General features: G+C 60.0%; 15 protein-coding genes. 1 reads left to right on the top strand and 14 read right to left on the bottom strand.

All coding sequences use genetic code 11. The features are described 5' to 3' along the window. Positions 1-273 precede the first annotated feature (273 nt). A complete protein-coding gene (leuA, locus tag KW849_RS11140) occupies positions 274-1,953 on the top strand; it encodes a 2-isopropylmalate synthase (RefSeq protein ID WP_218429456.1) in 1,680 nt (559 codons plus the stop codon). 188 nt (positions 1,954-2,141) lie between these two features. Here leuA and KW849_RS11135 read toward each other — a convergent pair whose 3' ends face one another. From KW849_RS11135 to hscA, 14 genes are all read right to left on the bottom strand, one after another. Continuing rightward, positions 2,142-2,933, bottom strand: coding sequence for an amidohydrolase (locus tag KW849_RS11135; protein ID WP_218429455.1), 792 nt, complete (start codon positions 2,931-2,933; stop codon positions 2,142-2,144). Beyond that, positions 2,921-4,069: a pyridoxal phosphate-dependent aminotransferase gene (locus KW849_RS11130; protein ID WP_218429454.1), complete on the bottom strand. Its 1,149-nt coding sequence runs from the start codon at positions 4,067-4,069 to the stop codon at positions 2,921-2,923. Before KW849_RS11130 ends, KW849_RS11135 begins: the two co-directional genes overlap by 13 nt. Positions 4,070-4,362: 293 nt before the next feature. Continuing rightward, a complete protein-coding gene (der, locus tag KW849_RS11125; RefSeq protein WP_218429453.1) occupies positions 4,363-5,832 on the bottom strand; it encodes a ribosome biogenesis GTPase Der in 1,470 nt (489 codons plus the stop codon). Positions 5,833-6,044: 212 nt separating this feature from the next. Next, a complete protein-coding gene (bamB, locus tag KW849_RS11120) occupies positions 6,045-7,196 on the bottom strand; it encodes an outer membrane protein assembly factor BamB (RefSeq protein ID WP_218429452.1) in 1,152 nt (383 codons plus the stop codon). Then, complete coding sequence (locus tag KW849_RS11115) at positions 7,189-7,830, bottom strand: tetratricopeptide repeat protein (RefSeq protein ID WP_108216523.1); 642 nt, start codon at positions 7,828-7,830, stop codon at positions 7,189-7,191. Before KW849_RS11115 ends, bamB begins: the two co-directional genes overlap by 8 nt. A gap of 41 nt (positions 7,831-7,871) precedes the next feature. Beyond that, positions 7,872-9,161 carry a histidine--tRNA ligase gene (gene hisS, locus KW849_RS11110; RefSeq protein WP_218429451.1) on the bottom strand — a complete coding sequence of 430 codons (1,290 nt, stop codon included), beginning with the start codon at positions 9,159-9,161 and terminating at the stop codon, positions 7,872-7,874. A 38-nt stretch (positions 9,162-9,199) separates the two neighbouring features. Continuing rightward, the gene (ispG, locus tag KW849_RS11105; protein WP_003185136.1) at positions 9,200-10,309 is read right to left on the bottom strand and encodes a flavodoxin-dependent (E)-4-hydroxy-3-methylbut-2-enyl-diphosphate synthase; all 1,110 of its coding nucleotides are present in this window, start codon (positions 10,307-10,309) and stop codon (positions 9,200-9,202) included. 3 nt (positions 10,310-10,312) lie between these two features. Next, the gene (locus KW849_RS11100; RefSeq protein ID WP_218429450.1) at positions 10,313-11,347 is read right to left on the bottom strand and encodes a RodZ family helix-turn-helix domain-containing protein; all 1,035 of its coding nucleotides are present in this window, start codon (positions 11,345-11,347) and stop codon (positions 10,313-10,315) included. Beyond that, positions 11,347-12,105: a type IV pilus biogenesis/stability protein PilW gene (gene pilW, locus KW849_RS11095; protein ID WP_108216520.1), complete on the bottom strand. Its 759-nt coding sequence runs from the start codon at positions 12,103-12,105 to the stop codon at positions 11,347-11,349. Before pilW ends, KW849_RS11100 begins: the two co-directional genes overlap by 1 nt. A 12-nt stretch (positions 12,106-12,117) precedes the next feature. Further along, complete coding sequence (gene rlmN, locus KW849_RS11090) at positions 12,118-13,266, bottom strand: 23S rRNA (adenine(2503)-C(2))-methyltransferase RlmN (protein ID WP_108216519.1); 1,149 nt, start codon at positions 13,264-13,266, stop codon at positions 12,118-12,120. Between the two features lie 28 nt (positions 13,267-13,294). After that, complete coding sequence (ndk, locus tag KW849_RS11085) at positions 13,295-13,720, bottom strand: nucleoside-diphosphate kinase (protein WP_108216518.1); 426 nt, start codon at positions 13,718-13,720, stop codon at positions 13,295-13,297. A gap of 88 nt (positions 13,721-13,808) precedes the next feature. Beyond that, the gene (gene iscX / locus KW849_RS11080) at positions 13,809-14,009 is read right to left on the bottom strand and encodes a Fe-S cluster assembly protein IscX (RefSeq protein ID WP_218429449.1); all 201 of its coding nucleotides are present in this window, start codon (positions 14,007-14,009) and stop codon (positions 13,809-13,811) included. Between the two features lie 14 nt (positions 14,010-14,023). Further along, a complete protein-coding gene (gene fdx, locus KW849_RS11075) occupies positions 14,024-14,365 on the bottom strand; it encodes an ISC system 2Fe-2S type ferredoxin (RefSeq protein ID WP_108216516.1) in 342 nt (113 codons plus the stop codon). Between the two features lie 2 nt (positions 14,366-14,367). Beyond that, on the bottom strand, positions 14,368-16,230 hold the full coding sequence (hscA, locus tag KW849_RS11070; RefSeq protein WP_218429448.1) for a Fe-S protein assembly chaperone HscA: 1,863 nt from the start codon (positions 16,228-16,230) through the stop codon (positions 14,368-14,370). Positions 16,231-16,269: the final 39 nt, after the last annotated feature.

Genomic DNA, 16,269 nt, shown 5'->3' with positions numbered 1-16,269 from the left:
GCCAGTCACAGCAATAAAATCTCGATAAATACTCGCCCACGAGTATTCCTCTCAATTTTTTTCGACTGCTTGCCAACCTTCACCCCCGCGGTTAGGGTTGAAGGCATGAAAACCTCTCACACCCTCATTCAGCTCCGCCAGCACCGCAGCCTGTGCCTTGTCAGCGCACGACTGCCGGGCTGAATCGTGGTGCCTCGTCCCAAGCGTTACTCCAAGAACTTTTGATCCACCGGCAGGCCGCCTTTTTTCGGCCAACACAATAAGGATTTCCCGATGAGCATGCTCAAAGACCCGTCTTCGAAATACCGCGCGTTCCCGACTATCAACATTCCGGACCGCACCTGGCCATCGAAGACCATCACCGCCGCGCCGATCTGGTGCAGCTCCGACCTGCGTGACGGCAACCAGTCGCTGATCGAGCCGATGGACGCGGTCAAGAAGCTGCGCTTCTGGAAAACCCTGGTGCAAGTCGGTGTTAAAGAAATCGAAGCCTCGTTCCCGGCCGCTTCGCAAACCGACTTCGACTTCGTGCGCACCCTGATCGAAGGCAACCACATTCCTGACGACACCACCATCCAGGTGCTGACCCAGGGTCGTGAAGACCTGATCGAACGCACCTTCGAATCCCTGCGCGGCGCGAAGAAAGCCATCGTTCACCTGTACAACGCGACCTCCCCTTCCTTCCGCCGCATTGTCTTCAACCAGGACAAGGACGGGGTCAAGGCCATCGCCGTGAACGCCGCCAAGCTGTTCGTCAAATACGCAGCCATGCAGCCAGACACCGAGTGGACCTTCGAGTACTCGCCAGAAACCTTCAGCGCCACCGAACTGGAGTTCGCCAAGGAAGTCTGCGACGCGGTGATCGAAGTCTGGAACCCGACACCCGAGCACAAGATGATCCTCAACCTGCCGGCCACGGTGGAATGCGCGACCCCGAACATCTATGCCGACCAGATCGAATGGTTCGGCCGTCACATCAACCGTCGTGACAGCGTGATCATCAGCCTGCACACCCACAACGACCGTGGCACTGGCGTGGCTGCCACCGAACTGGGCCTGATGGCTGGCGCCGACCGCGTCGAAGGCTGCCTGTTCGGCAACGGCGAGCGTACCGGTAACGTCGACCTGGTGACCGTGGCCCTGAACCTCTACACCCAGGGCATCAACCCTGAGCTGGACTTCTCCGACATCGACGGCGTGCGCAAAGTCGTCGAAGAGTGCAACCAGATCCAGGTGCACCCGCGCCACCCGTACGTCGGCGACCTGGTGCATACCGCGTTCTCCGGCTCGCACCAGGATGCGATCCGCAAGGGCTTTGCCCAGCAGAAACCGGACGAATTGTGGGAAGTACCGTACCTGCCGATCGATCCGGCCGACATCGGCCGCAGCTACGAGGCGGTCATCCGCGTCAACAGCCAGTCGGGCAAGGGCGGCATCGCCTACCTCCTGGAACAGGAATACGGCATCAGCCTGCCGCGTCGCATGCAGATCGAGTTCAGCCAGGTCGTGCAGCGTGAAACCGATCGCCTCGGCCTGGAAATGACCGCCCAGCAGATCCACGCATTGCTGCACAGCGAGTACTTGCAGGCCAACACCCCGTACGCGCTGGTCAGCCATCGCCTGCAGGAAGAAAACGGTCACAGCGCCGTTGAAGTGGAAGTGGCCAGCCAAGGCCAGGGCGAGACCAACCTGCACTGGCGCGGCAAGGGCAACGGCGCCCTGGAAGCGCTGGTGGCCGGCCTGCCGGTACCGGTGGAAATCATGGACTACAACGAGCACGCCATCGGCGCGGGCACCAATGCCAAGGCTGCGGCCTACATTGAACTGCGAGTGAACGGAGAACGTGCGGTGCATGGCGTCGGCATCGACGAAAACATCACCACCGCCAGCTTCAAGGCCCTGTTCAGCGCACTGAACCGCTCGCTGAGCCAGCCGGAAGCGAAAGCGGCGTAAGCCATCGCTGAAATACAAAAGGCCCCAAGGTGAGAACCTTGGGGCCTTTTTTGTTTGTGCGGCTTTAATATCAAAAGATCGCAGCCTGCGGCAGCTCCTACAGGTTGTACGTACGCCCCAATGTCGCGGGTGTACTCGGTCGGCGTAGGAGCTGCCGAAGGCTGCGATCTTTTCAGAATCACCCGGATTCAGGTGAACTCGAAGGTATCCGCATCCAGATTCGCCGGGAACCGTGTGCGATATGCCGCCAGCTCTGCCGCATCCAGCACCACCTTGAACACCCCGTCAGCCTCCCCCGCACTGAGCAACGTCTCACCCTGGAAATCCAGCACCTGGCTGTCGCCGGTGTACGCGAAGCCTTTGCCATCCGTGCCAATGCGATTCACCGCCGCCACATAGCACAGGTTCTCGATCGCCCGCGCCGGCAGCAAGCGGTTCCAGTGCTGGCGCCGTGCACCTGGCCAGTTGGCGGTGTACAGCAGCAGGTCGGTGTCCTGGGCGTCGCGGCTCCACACCGGGAAGCGCAGGTCGTAGCAAATCAGCGGTCGCACGCGCCAGCCCTTGAGCTCGAACTGCACCTGGCGCTCGCCGGGGGTGTAGTGGTTGTGCTCGCCGGCCATGCGGAACAGGTGACGCTTGTCGTAATGCAGCACCTCACCGTCCGGTCGCGCCCACAGCAGGCGATTGCGATGGCTGCCATCGGCCGCCTGAACGATCACGCTGCCGGTAATCACTGCATCAAGTTGCGCGGCCTGAGCACGCAGCCATTTGCTGGTCGGACCATTTTCCGCTTCAGCGAGGGTCGCGGACTCCATGGAAAAACCGGTAGTGAACATCTCCGGCAGGATGATCAGGTCAGCGCCACGAGCCTGCTCCAGCAATGGCTCGAAATGCTCCAGATTGGCCTGACGGTCGTGCCAGGCCAGGGACGTCTGGATCAGCGCCACGTTCAGATTGGGCAATGCACTCAGATCACGCATAGTTTTTCCGCGGCTTCCCGCAGAGTCTCCTCACGCTTGGCAAAGCACAGCCGCACCAGGCGCTGGCCTTCTGGCGGCGTCTGGTAGAACACGGAAATCGGGATACTCGCCACGCCATGCTCGCGCGTCATCCACAGGGCCATCTCGACGTCATTGAGGTCCGGGCGGATCTGCGAGTAATCGACCAACTGGAAATAGGTACCGGTCACCCGGGTGAAACTGAAACGCGACGGCGCCAGCAGATCGCAGAACAAATCACGCTTGGCCTGATAGAAGTCCGGCAGCTCTTCGACGTGTTCAGGATGCTCGGCCATGAAATCGGCCAAGGCATACTGCAGCGGTGTCACGCCGCAGAAACTGACGTACTGGTGCACCTTGCGCAATTCCGCCGTCAGGGCCGGAGGCGCGATCACGTAGCCGGTTTTCCAGCCGGTGACGTGGTAGGTCTTGCCGAAGGAGCTGACCACGAATGCACGCTGATACAGCTCTTCATGGGCCAGCACGCTGACGTGGGGTACGCCGTCATACACCAGGTGCTCGTAGACTTCGTCGCTGATCACATAGATATCGCGATCGCGGATCAACGCTGCCAACTGGTCGAGTTCGGCACGGCTGATCAACGCACCACTGGGGTTGTGCGGGGTGTTGAGAATGATCATCCGCGTGCGCGGGCTCAGTGCCTCGGCGAGCTTCTGGAAGTCGATGCTGAAATCGTTCAGGCCCAGTTGCACGTGCACGCAACGACCGCCGGCCAGTTCTACCGAGGGCTCGTAGCTGTCGTAGGCCGGGTCAAACACGATGACTTCGTCACCGCTGTGGATAACTGCCTGGATGGCGCAAAAGATCGCCTGGGTCGCGCCGGGGGTGACCGTCACTTCGTTATCGGCATCGACCTTGACACCATAGCTGCGGGCGATCTTCGCCGCGATCTGCTGACGCAGCACCGGCAGCCCGGTCATTGGCGAATATTGGTTATGGCCGCTGGCGATATGCCGGCCGACCGCATCGCACAGGGCCTGCGGGGCCGCGAAATCGGGAAAGCCCTGAGACAGATTGAGCGCGCCGGTCTGTGCCGCGAGCTGAGACATCTGAGTGAAGATAGTGATGCCGACATTCGGCAGCTTGCTGGTGATCATCGGTGGTTCCCTGCTCTACACCCGGCTCTACGGCGGCGCGGGGGAGTCCGAGGATAGCCCAAACGGCGCCCATAAAAAAAGGGCGCCAACCGGCGCCCTTCTTCTAATACATTCACCGCAATACCTGTGGCGAGCGGGCTTGCCCGCGTTGGGTCGCGAAGCGGCCCCCAAACCTGTAATCGAGGTGCTTCTGATGAAACACATTGATCGATTTGCGACTGCTTCGCAGCCGAACGGGGGCAAGCCCCCTCGCCACAAATGCGCCCACACCAGCAGCGTGGGCGAGCCGTGAATCAGCGCTTGTCGCGGCGCTTCTTGTCGGCTTTCTTGTGGTGCGACATCAAGCGACGCTTCTTGTTGACCTGACGGTCGGTGAGCGTGTTCTTGTTGCCTTCGTACGGGTTCTCGCCACCCTTGAACTCGATGCGGATCGGCGTACCGACCAGCTTCAGGACACGGCGGTAAGTGTTTTCCAGATAACGCACATAGGACTTCGGCACCTTCTCGATCTGGTTGCCGTGAATCACGATGATCGGCGGGTTCGCGCCACCGAGGTGGGCATAACGCAGCTTGATCCGGCGGTTGTTGACCATCGGAGGGGCGTGCTCACCGACCGCATCTTCGAGGATCTGGGTCAGGCGGTTGGTCGGCCAGCGGGTTACTGCGGATTTGAACGAGTTCTGTACCGAGGCGTAGAGGTTGCCCACGCCGGTGCCGTGCAGTGCCGAGATAAAGTGAATATCGGCAAACTCGACGAAGAACAGGCGACGCTGCAACTCGATCTTGACGAAGTCGCGCTCGCTCGGCGTCATGCCGTCCCACTTGTTGATCGCGATGACCAATGCACGACCGGCCTCGAGGGCAAAGCCCAGCAGGTTGAGGTCGTGGTCCACCACGCCTTCGCGGGCGTCCATCACGAAGATCACCACGTTGGCGTCTTTGATCGCTTGCAGGGTTTTGACCACGGAGAACTTTTCGACTTCTTCGTGGATCTTGCCGCGCTTGCGCACACCGGCGGTGTCGATCAGCGTGTACTTCTCGTCGTTACGCTCGAACGGGATGTAGATACTGTCGCGGGTGGTGCCGGGCTGGTCGTAGACGATGACCCGATCTTCGCCGAGCATGCGGTTGACCAGGGTCGACTTGCCGACGTTCGGACGGCCGATGATCGCGATCTTGATCCCGTCTTTTTCGCTTGGGCCAGGAATGCGCTTGGCTTCCTCGCCTTCGGCGACGTCTTCTTCCTCGCCTTCTTCCGGCTCTTCTTCGTCTTTCGGGAATTCGCTCAGGGCGATTTCCAGCATCTGAGTAATGCCACGACCATGAGCGCCAGCGATCGGGATCGCGTGTCCCATGCCCAACGGAGCGAATTCGGCGCGGGCCATTTCAGGGTCGATGTTGTCGACCTTGTTGGCAACCACATAGGAACGCTTGTTACGTTTGCGCAAATGCTCGGCGATCATCTGGTCGGCGGCGGTAAAACCGGCCTTGGCATCTACCAGGAACAGCACGACATCCGCTTCTTCAATGGCCAGCAGCGATTGCTCGGCCATTTTTTCGTCCATACCGTGCTCGTCACCGGAGATACCACCGGTGTCGACCAGAATGTAGGAACGCCCTTGCCACTTGGCCTCACCGTACTGGCGATCACGGGTCAGACCGGACAAGTCGCCGACGATGGCATCACGAGTCCTGGTCAGGCGGTTGAACAAGGTGGACTTGCCGACGTTTGGTCGGCCCACCAGGGCGATTACGGGAACCATGCGGCTCTCCACTTCGTTATTTCAGAAAATACAAAAGCCGCTGCGAGGCAGCGGCTGGTGCTCGGGGCAATCATTGTAGGAGCGAGCTTGCTCGCGAAAAACGCAATGACACCGCGTTTATTCAGACAGCAAACGTAATCGTTGACGTCCATCGCGAGCAAGCTCGCTCCTACAAGTGAAGCCGCTTGGGGGTTAAACCCCAAGCATAGTCGTTACTTGATGGTCAGGGCTTCCAGTTTGCCGCTGTTGCCATATACATAAATCGTGTCACCCATCACCAGCGGACGGGCGCGCAGGCCGTCGCTGTCGATGCGCTCGCGGCCGACGAAACGACCGTCCACCTGACTCAGCAGGTGCAGGTAACCTTCCAGGTCACCGACTGCAACGTAGCTGGAGAACACTTCCGGGGCCGACAGTTGACGACGGGCCAGCGAATCGTTGCTCCACAAGGCAGAGGTGGAACGCTCGTCGACGCCTTCAACGGTGCCCGAAGACAGGCTCACATAAACGGTGCCCAACCCCTGGGCGACACCGGCATAGCTGGAAGCATCACGCTGCCAGAGCTGACGGCCGCTTTGCAGGTCCAGAGCGGCAACGCGCCCCTGATAGCTGGCGACATACAGCGTCTCGCCCGACAGCAGCAAGCCACCGTCGATATCGACCACACGCTCCAGCTCCGAACGACCTTGCGGGATCGCTACGCGCTGTTCCCACACCGGTACGCCGTTGGAGATATCCACGGCAACCACTTTACCGGTCGACAGGCCAGCCACCGCAAGGCGGTTGGTCACGATCGGTGCACTGGTACCGCGCAGGGTCAGTACCGCAGGGGTGCTGTCATAGATCCAGCGACGGTTACCGGTGGAGGCATCCAGGCCGATCAGGCGATCGTCCTGGGTCTGAACCACCACAACGTCACCGTTGTTGGCTGGCGGAGCCAGTACTTCGCTGGACACGCGAGCGCGCCACTTCTCTTCACCGTTGATAGCGTCCAGGGCAACGATTTCACCCTTGAGCGTACCGATGGTGACCAGACCGTAACCTACGCCAACGGCGCCGGAGACAGGCAGCTCGAGATCTTTCTTCCATTTGACGTCGCCCGTGTTGCGGTCCATCGCCATCAACACGCCAGTGACGTCGGCGGCATAGATGGTATCGCCATCGATGGCCGGAACCAGCATGTTGTAGGTTTCGCCCTGACCGTCACCGATCGAACGACTCCACTGCTTGTGCAGAACCACTTCTTCCTTGAAGTCGACCAGTTCGGCCGGAGGCAATTCTTTTTTGCTGTTGCTGCTGCAACCCGCGGCCAACAAGGCCAGGGCCAGCAATGCTGCATGTTTCCAACGAATCACGTCACGCATCCCCTTTGGCCAGGTCGTCCAGCTTGATTTGCAGGCCACCGACCGCCGCTTCATCCGACAGCGCCGCCTTGGCTTTTTGATACGCCGCGCTCGCCTCATCGGTACGACCCAACTGCACCAGCAGGTCGCCCTTGAGCTCTTCGCGAGTGGCCAGGAATGCCTTGTCGGTATCGCCTTCGAGCAGCTTCAGTGCTTCGTCGGCCTTGTTCTGCGCGCCGAGTACCTGGGCCAGACGCTGACGGGCGATTTCGCCCAGCGCCGGGTTGGCCGGTTTGTCGACAATGGCTTTGAGTTCGCTGGCCGCGTCGTCCAGCTTGCCGCTGTCGACCGCAACCTTGGCCACGAACAGGCTGCCGTACTGCGCGTAGGCGCTGCCGCCGAACTCGCTGTTGAGCTTGCGGGCCAGGTCCGAAACACGGGCCGCATCAGGCTTGCCGTCAGGCGTCAGCGTGGTTTCGAGCAATTGCTGATAGAGCATCGAGGCGCCTTGCGACTGATTGCTCTGATACTTGTGGAACGCCTGCCAGCCGAACACGATGACCAGCGCCAACAGGCCGCCAGTGACCAGGGGCTTACCGTTGCGTGACCACCATTCCTTCAATTCCGCCACATGTTCGTCTTCGGTACTCGACACCCCAATACTCCTTAATCGCTAATTCGGCTGTTTAGACAGCTTCAACCCTGCACGACGCAGGTGGCCAGGTGCGCGGCAAGCGCATCCCAGGCAATGCTTTGTTGTTCGCCCTGGCCTCGCAGGGGTTTGAAACCTACCACTTGCCGGGCCATTTCGTCGTCACCGAGAATCAGCGCGTACAGCGCGCCGCTCTTGTCGGCTTTCTTGAACTGGCTTTTGAAACTGCCGGCACCGGCATTCACTTGCAGGCGCAGGTTGGGCAACTGATCACGTACGCGCTCCGCCAGGGTCAGGCCGGCCAGCTCGGCTTCTTCACCGAAGGCGCAGAGGTAGACGTCGACCTGACGGGAGATCTCTTGCGGGATCTGCTCCAGGGTTTCCAGCAGCAGCACCAGGCGTTCGATACCCATGGCAAAACCAACGCCAGCGGTCGGTTTGCCGCCCATCTGCTCCACCAGACCGTCGTAACGACCACCGGCACACACGGTGCCCTGGGCGCCGAGCTTGTCGGTGACCCATTCAAAAACGGTCTTGCTGTAGTAATCCAGCCCGCGAACCAGCTTCGGGTTGATCACGTAAGGAATGCCGGCGGCGTCCAGGCGAGCCTTGAGGCCCTCGAAATGCACGCGGGACTCTTCGTCGAGGTAGTCGGCCATTTTCGGCGCATCGACCAGAATCGCCTGTGTCTCGGCGTTCTTGGTGTCCAAGACCCGCAACGGGTTGGTCTTCAGGCGGCGCTGGCTGTCTTCGTCCAGCTTGTCCAGATGCCGGGACAGGAACTCGACCAGTGCCTCGCGATAACGGCCGCGGGATTCGCTGGTACCCAGGCTGTTGAGCTCGAGTTTTACCGCATCGCGAATACCCAGTTCACCCCACAGGCGCCAGGTCAGCACGATCAGCTCGGCGTCGATGTCCGGACCGTCGAGGTTGAACACTTCGACACCGATCTGGTGGAACTGGCGATAACGGCCTTTCTGCGGACGCTCGTGGCGGAACATCGGGCCGATGTACCAGAGTTTCTGAACCTGGCCACCGCCGGTGATGCCGTGCTCCAGCACTGCGCGCACACAGGCCGCCGTGCCTTCAGGGCGCAGGGTCAGGGAGTCGCCGTTGCGGTCGTCGAAGGTGTACATCTCTTTTTCGACGATGTCGGTCACTTCACCGATGGAACGCTTGAACAGTTCGGTGAACTCGACGATCGGCATGCGGATCTGCTTGTAACCGTAGTTATCCAGCAGACGCGAAACGGTGCCTTCGAAATGACGCCACAGGGGAGTCTGTTCGGGCAGGATGTCGTTCATGCCACGAATGGCTTGCAGAGACTTGCTCACTTAAATTCCTTAATTCGTTCGGCTCTTTTTAGCCAGGCTTAGCCGCGCGCAATAACGGCAGCGTCAGCTTCGACCTTTTCAGCCGCTTTCTGGCGGATCAAGCGTTCCAGCTCATCCACCAGATTGTCATTCGTCAGTTTCTGCGACGGCTTGCCGTCGATGTAAATCAGGTTCGGCGTACCGCCGGTCAAGCCGATATGGGCTTCCTTGGCTTCGCCCGGGCCGTTGACCACGCAACCGATGACCGCGACATCCAGCGGTACCAGCAAGTCTTCGAGGCGCCCTTCCAGCTCGTTCATGGTCTTGACCACATCGAAATTCTGCCGCGAGCAGCTCGGGCAGGCGATGAAGTTGATGCCACGGGACCGCAGGTGCAGCGATTTGAGAATGTCGTAGCCGACTTTCACTTCCTCGACCGGGTCGGCCGCCAACGAGATGCGGATAGTATCGCCAATCCCTTCGGCGAGCAGCATACCGAGGCCCACGGCGGATTTCACCGTGCCTGAACGCAAACCACCGGCTTCTGTGATGCCCAGGTGCAGCGGCTGGACGATTTCCTTGGCCAGCAGGCGGTAGGCTTCGACGGCCATGAACACGTCGGATGCTTTCACGCTGACCTTGAAATCCTGGAAGTTCAGGCGTTCAAGGTGCTCGACGTGACGCAAGGCAGACTCGACCAGTGCAGCCGGGGTCGGCTCGCCGTATTTCTTTTGCAGGTCCTTTTCCAGGGAACCGGCGTTCACGCCGATACGGATCGGAATCCCGCGGTCACGGGCGGCATCCACCACCGCACGCACGCGGTCTTCGCGGCCGATGTTGCCCGGGTTGATCCGCAGGCAATCGACACCCAGTTCAGCTACGCGCAAAGCGATCCGGTAATCGAAGTGAATGTCGGCAACCAAGGGCACCTTGACCAGTTGCTTGATCTTGCCGAAGGCTTCGGCGGCGTCCATGTCCGGTACGGAGACCCGCACGATATCGACGCCGGCCGCTTCCAGACGATTGATTTGCGCGACAGTGGCCGCGACATCGTTGGTGTCGCTGTTGGTCATGCTCTGCACAGCGATAGGTGCATCGCCGCCAACAGGCACGTTACCGACCCAGATCTTGCGGGATTCGCGACGTTTGATTGGAGATTCGCCGTGCATGACTTATTGACCCAACTTCAGGCGAGCAGTCTCGCCACTGGTGAACGGAGCGACATCAACCGGCTGGCCGTTGTAGCTGACCTGAGCGCCGCGGGCAAAGCCCAGGCGCACGGTAAATGGTGGTTTACCATTGAATGCCAGGCTGGTGCCTTTGCGCTTGAGACCACTGAACAGTACCTTGCCGCTACCGTCGGTCACTTGTGTCCAGCAATCGGCGGTGAACTGCACTTGAACCTGGCCTTGACCGGCCACTGGTGCGGTTACCGCTGGAGCCTGCGCGCTCGGGGCTGCCGGAGCAGTCACGACCGGGGCCGAGACAGCAGGCACCGCCGGCGCTGGCGTTGCCGGCGTCACTGGCGTCGCGACAACTGGCGCCGGATTGTGAGCGGGGGCGGCTGGTGTTGCCGGCGCTGCAGGGACGGCCGGCGCAGTCGCCTGAGCATCCGCCGGCACTTGAGCCGCCGTGTCGGCCTGTGGCAGCACGAGGACGGTTCCGCCTTCGGTCTGACCTTCCACGACAGCCTGGTCTTCCGGCTCGTCCAGCGGATGAATCTGCGTAGTACCGTCGGCACCTTCGACTTCAACGTGTTCCGGAACCAGCCCGATCAGGTCCTTGGTACGCATCGAGGTCTGATCCTGCCACCAGACGAAACCGCCACCGATCACCGCGATCAGCAACAGCAGGCTGACGATTCGCAGGATGGTGTGGGAGACCCGGACCGGTTCTTCGATACGACCCAGACTGTGAACACTGCTGCCCTGGGAATCGGTGCCGGTGGATTGGTCGAATTGCTGGACCAGTACGGCCTGGTCCATGCCGAGCAATTTGGCATAGGTACGAATATAACCACGGGCAAAAGTATGCCCGGGCAGCTTGTCGAAAGCGCCGGCTTCCAGATTGCTCAGGGAAGTGGTGGTGAGGTTGAGCTTGAGGGCCACTTCGGCCAGCGACCAGCCATTGCTTTCGCGGGCCTGGCGCAAAATCTCACCGGGGTTAACGCGATTCGCTGCTACAACTTCAGGATGCGCCGCTTTCATCATTGCTCCGACAGGTATTGCTGATATTCCGGCGTACCGGGATAGAGTCTTTTTAGTTGCAGGCCCTTACTTGCGGCCTTGTCGCGGTCTTCAAACACTTTTGCCAGCCGAATGCCGAGCAATAGACTACGTGCATTTTGTTCGGAGAGCTGGCTAAAACGGTCGTAATAGTCATGCGCGGGCACATAATGCCTGTCTTCGTAAGACAACTCAGCCATTTCCAGCAATGCGCGAGGTTGCTGACGGTTCAGGCGCAGGGCTTTTTCCAGTTGCTGCCGGGCCAGATCGCGCTGACCAAGCATCGCAGCGGTCATGCCGAGGTTTTCGAATACCCGTGAACGCTCAGGATACAGGGTATCGGCGGCGGCTTGCTCAAAGCGCTCGTAGGCTTCCTTGTAACGTTTCTGCTCGAACAAAAAACTGCCGTAGTTATTGAGGATTCGTGCATCGGCGGGACGGGAAGACAGTGCCTTGCGGAAATGTTCATCGGCAAGTTCCGGCTCCATCTCGGCCTGGAACACCAGCCCCAGTGCCGCGTTGGCATCAGGGTCGGAACTATCCAGCTCCAAGGCTTTTTTCAGTGGGACCTTGGCGCGCTCGGTCATCCCCTGCTGCAAATACCCGATACCCAACTGAACGTACGCCTCCCGCGCTTCATCACGGCCCTTGCTGGTCTTCATCGGGTTGTAGTCGCCCGAAAGCACGCAGCCAGCACACAGGCTGGCCAACAGCAAAAGCAGCGCAAAGCGCAGGGACATAGAGATCCTCTCTTAGTTGTTGTTCGCAGCGTTCGTCGCCAGATCGCTGTCGGCGTTCAACTCGCGCACGGCGATATAACGTTCGCTGCGACGGGTGCGATCCAGCACCTGCCCTACCAATTGACCACAGGCGGCGTCGATGTCTTCACCGCGGGTGGTGCGGACGGTGACGTTGAAACCGGCATGATGAAGCTGATCCTGGAAACGACGAATCGCGTTATTGCTCGGACGCTCGTACCCGGAATGCGGGAACGGGTTGAACGGGATCAGGTTGATCTTGCACGGGATGTTCTTCAGCAGCTCGATCATTTCCACCGCGTGCTCGACCTTGTCATTGATGTCTTTGAGCAAGGTGTACTCAATGGTCAGCACGCGCTTTTCGCCGAGGTTCGACATGTAGCGCTGGCACGACTCAAGCAGCATCTTAAGCGGATACTTCTTGTTGATCGGCACCAATTGGTTACGCAATGCGTCATTCGGTGCGTGCAGGGACAACGCCAGGGAGACGTCGATGTGCTTGGAGAGCTCATCGATCATCGGCACCACGCCGGAGGTCGACAGGGTCACACGGCGTTTGGAAATGCCGTAGCCCAGGTCGTCCATCATCAAATGCATGGCCGCGACGACGTTGTCGAAGTTCAGCAGCGGCTCCCCCATGCCCATCATCACCACGTTGGTGATGGCACGGTCGACGGTTGCCGGGACGCTGCCAAAGGATTTGTTGGCAATCCACACCTGGCCGATGACTTCGGCGGCGGTGAGGTTGCTATTGAAGCCTTGCTTGCCGGTGGAGCAGAAACTGCAATCCAGGGCACAGCCTGCCTGGGACGAAACGCACAAGGTGCCGCGTTTGCCCTGGGGAATGTATACGGTCTCGACGCAGCTGCCGGACGCCACGCGCACCACCCATTTACGGGTGCCGTCGCTGGAAATGTCCTCGCTGACCACTTCGGGACCACGGACCTCGGCAACAGCCTTGAGCTTTTCGCGCAAGACCTTGCTGACGTTCGTCATGGCATCGAAATCATCGACACCAAAGTGGTGAATCCATTTCATTACCTGACCGGCACGGAAACGCTTCTCCCCGATTGAGTCGAAGAATTTTTCCATTTCCAGCTGAGTCAGACCCAGCAGGTTGGTTTTTACAGTCGATGTAGTCATGGATTCACCTTCACTCTTAAGCCAATGCTTAGCGAGTGGTTACTTCAGTAGCTGCGAAGAAGTATGCGATTTCGCGAGCGGCAGCGGCTTCGGAGTCCGAACCGTGTACAGCGTTGGCGTCGATGGAGTCAGCGAAGTCAGCACGGATGGTGCCGGGAGCAGCTTCTTTAGGGTTGGTAGCGCCCATCAGCTCACGGTTCAGAGCGATAGCGTTCTCGCCTTCCAGAACCTGAACGACAACCGGACCGGAGATCATGAAAGCAACCAGGTCGTTGAAGAAACCACGAGCGCTGTGCTCAGCGTAGAAGCCTTCAGCTTCGGCTTTGGACAGTTGCTTGAGTTTCGAAGCTACAACGCGCAGGCCAGCTTTTTCGAAACGAGTGGTGATCTCGCCGATCACGTTTTTTGCAACGGCGTCAGGCTTGATGATGGAGAAAGTACGTTGAACAGCCATGGTGTAACTCCAGAAACGGTAATTTACGAAAAATTAAACCCGCGAATTATACGCGGGTTCTTGGGTATTGCCTAACCTGCGGCGTGGCTCAGTGACGTTCTTCGATCCAGTGGGCCTGAATGGCCTCCAGGATCTTCTCGCCACAATGCTCAGGCATATCGTCGAACTCGGGCAATTCCATCACCCATTTACGCAGATCGACGAAGTTGACCGACATAGGGTCCACGTCGGGCTTGCTTTCAGCCAGCTGGATCGCGATCTCCAGCACATCAGTCCACTTGAGTTTCATGACAATTCCTTGAATCAGTGCGGCGCTTCGGCTGCATGGTTGACCGAGTACTTCGGAATTTCGACGGTCAGGTCTTCAGTCCCGACTTTCGCCTGACAGCCCAGACGCGACTGAGCCTCCAGCCCCCAGGCCCTATCAAGATAGTCTTCCTCCAGCTCGTCAGCCTCTTCCAGCGAGTCGAAACCCTCGCGGATGATGCAGTGGCAGGTGGTGCAGGCGCAGACGCCGCCACAGGCACTTTCCATCTCGATATGGTGCTCATGGGCCAGCTCGAGGATGGAAATACCCGTCTCAGCCTCCACGACCATGCCTTCCGGGCAAAACTTTTCGTGTGGCAGAAAAATGACCTGCGGCATCGTTATTCCTCAATCTCATTCAGGTTGCGCCCCGCCAGCGCGGCTTTCACCGTCGAGTCCAGGCGGCGGGCAGCAAAGGCATCGGTCACTTGCGACAGACGCTTGGTCTGCTGCTCGATGGCGTAACCATCGGTACCTTTCATCAGTTCGCTCAGTTCCTGCACCTGCAGCTCGATGACCATGCGCTCGTCGGCGTCGAGCAAACGCTCGCCATCCGCCTCCAAAGCCGCCTGTACCGCTTCGATCAGGCGCTGCGCATCGACCTGCTGCTCACGCAATACGCGGGCAACCTTGTCGTCATTGGCGTGCTGGAACGAATCCTTGAGCATCTTGGCGATTTCACCGTCGGTCAGGCCGTAGGACGGCTTGACCTGGATGCTGGCCTCGACGCCCGAACCCAGTTCGCGGGCGGAAACGCTGAGCAGACCGTCGGCATCGACCTGGAAGGTCACGCGAATCTTCGCCGCGCCGGCCACCATCGCCGGAATCCCGCGCAGCTCGAAGCGTGCCAGGGAGCGACAGTCGCTGATCAGCTCGCGCTCACCCTGCAACACGTGAATCGCCATGGCCGACTGGCCGTCTTTGTACGTAGTGAAGTCCTGGGCGCGGGCGACGGGGATGGTGGTGTTGCGCGGAATCACCTTCTCCATCAGGCCGCCCATGGTTTCCAGCCCCAGGGACAACGGAATCACATCCAGCAGCAGCAATTCGCTGCCATCGCGCTTGTTACCAGCCAGGGTATCGGCCTGGATCGCAGCACCGATGGCCACCACCTGATCCGGGTCGATTTCAGTCAGCGGCTGGCGACCGAAAGCTTCGGCGACGGCGTCGCGAACGCGAGGAACGCGAGTGGACCCACCGACCATGACCACGGCATACACGTCGTCCAGCTCGATACCGGAATCACGAATAGCACGGCGGCAGGCTTTCAGGCTGCGAGCCACCATCGGCTCGATCAGCGCATTGAAGGCTTCGCGAGTCAGCTCGGCTTTCCAGTCGCCATAGGCAACTTCAACGACCGCAGCATTGGTCAGGGCTTCCTTGGCCGCACAGGCGGTTTGCAGCAAGTTGCGCTGCGTACCCGGATCGAGGTCGGCGGACAGACCAGCGCTCTCGATGATCCAGCCAGCGATCGCGTGGTCGAAGTCATCGCCACCCAGGGCGCTGTCGCCGCCGGTAGCCAGCACTTCGAACACTCCGCCGGTCAGGCGCAGAATCGAAATGTCGAAGGTGCCGCCGCCCAGGTCATAAATCGCGACCAGGCCTTCGGCGTGCTGGTCCAGACCGTAAGCGACCGCCGCGGCGGTTGGCTCATTGAGCAAACGCAGCACGTTCAATCCGGCCAGCTTGGCCGCATCCTTGGTGGCTTGACGTTGAGCATCATCGAAATAGGCCGGAACGGTAATCACCGCGCCAACCAATTCGCCACCCAAGGTCGCTTCAGCGCGCTGACGCAGGACCTTGAGAATATCGGCGGAGACTTCGACCGGGCTTTTCGGGCCCTGGATCGTGTCGATGAACGGCATGTGCGACTCGCCATCGACAAAGCGGTACGGCAACTGATCACCCAGCTGCTTGACGTCGGACAGACCACGACCCATCAAGCGCTTGACCGACAGCACAGTATTCAGGGGGTCGGTAGCGGCAGCCAGTTTGGCGGATTCGCCGACCTCGACACGATCGGCGTGGTAGCGCACGGCAGACGGCAGGATGACCCGCCCTTCTGCGTCGGCAAGTGGCTCGGAAAGACCACTGCGCAATGCAGCGACCAGCGAATTGGTAGTGCCCAAGTCGATCCCCACAGCCAGACGACGCTGGTGCGGTTGAGGACTTTGGCCGGGTTCGGCGATCTGCAGTAGGGCCATCGTTATCAGGACTTATCTGTATATCAGGCGTGCGACCGG

The sequence above is a fragment of the Pseudomonas sp. PDM26 genome, from assembly GCF_019219185.1.
GTDB lineage: Bacteria > Pseudomonadota > Gammaproteobacteria > Pseudomonadales > Pseudomonadaceae > Aquipseudomonas.
This window is presented reverse-complemented; position numbering and strand designations above follow the sequence as displayed.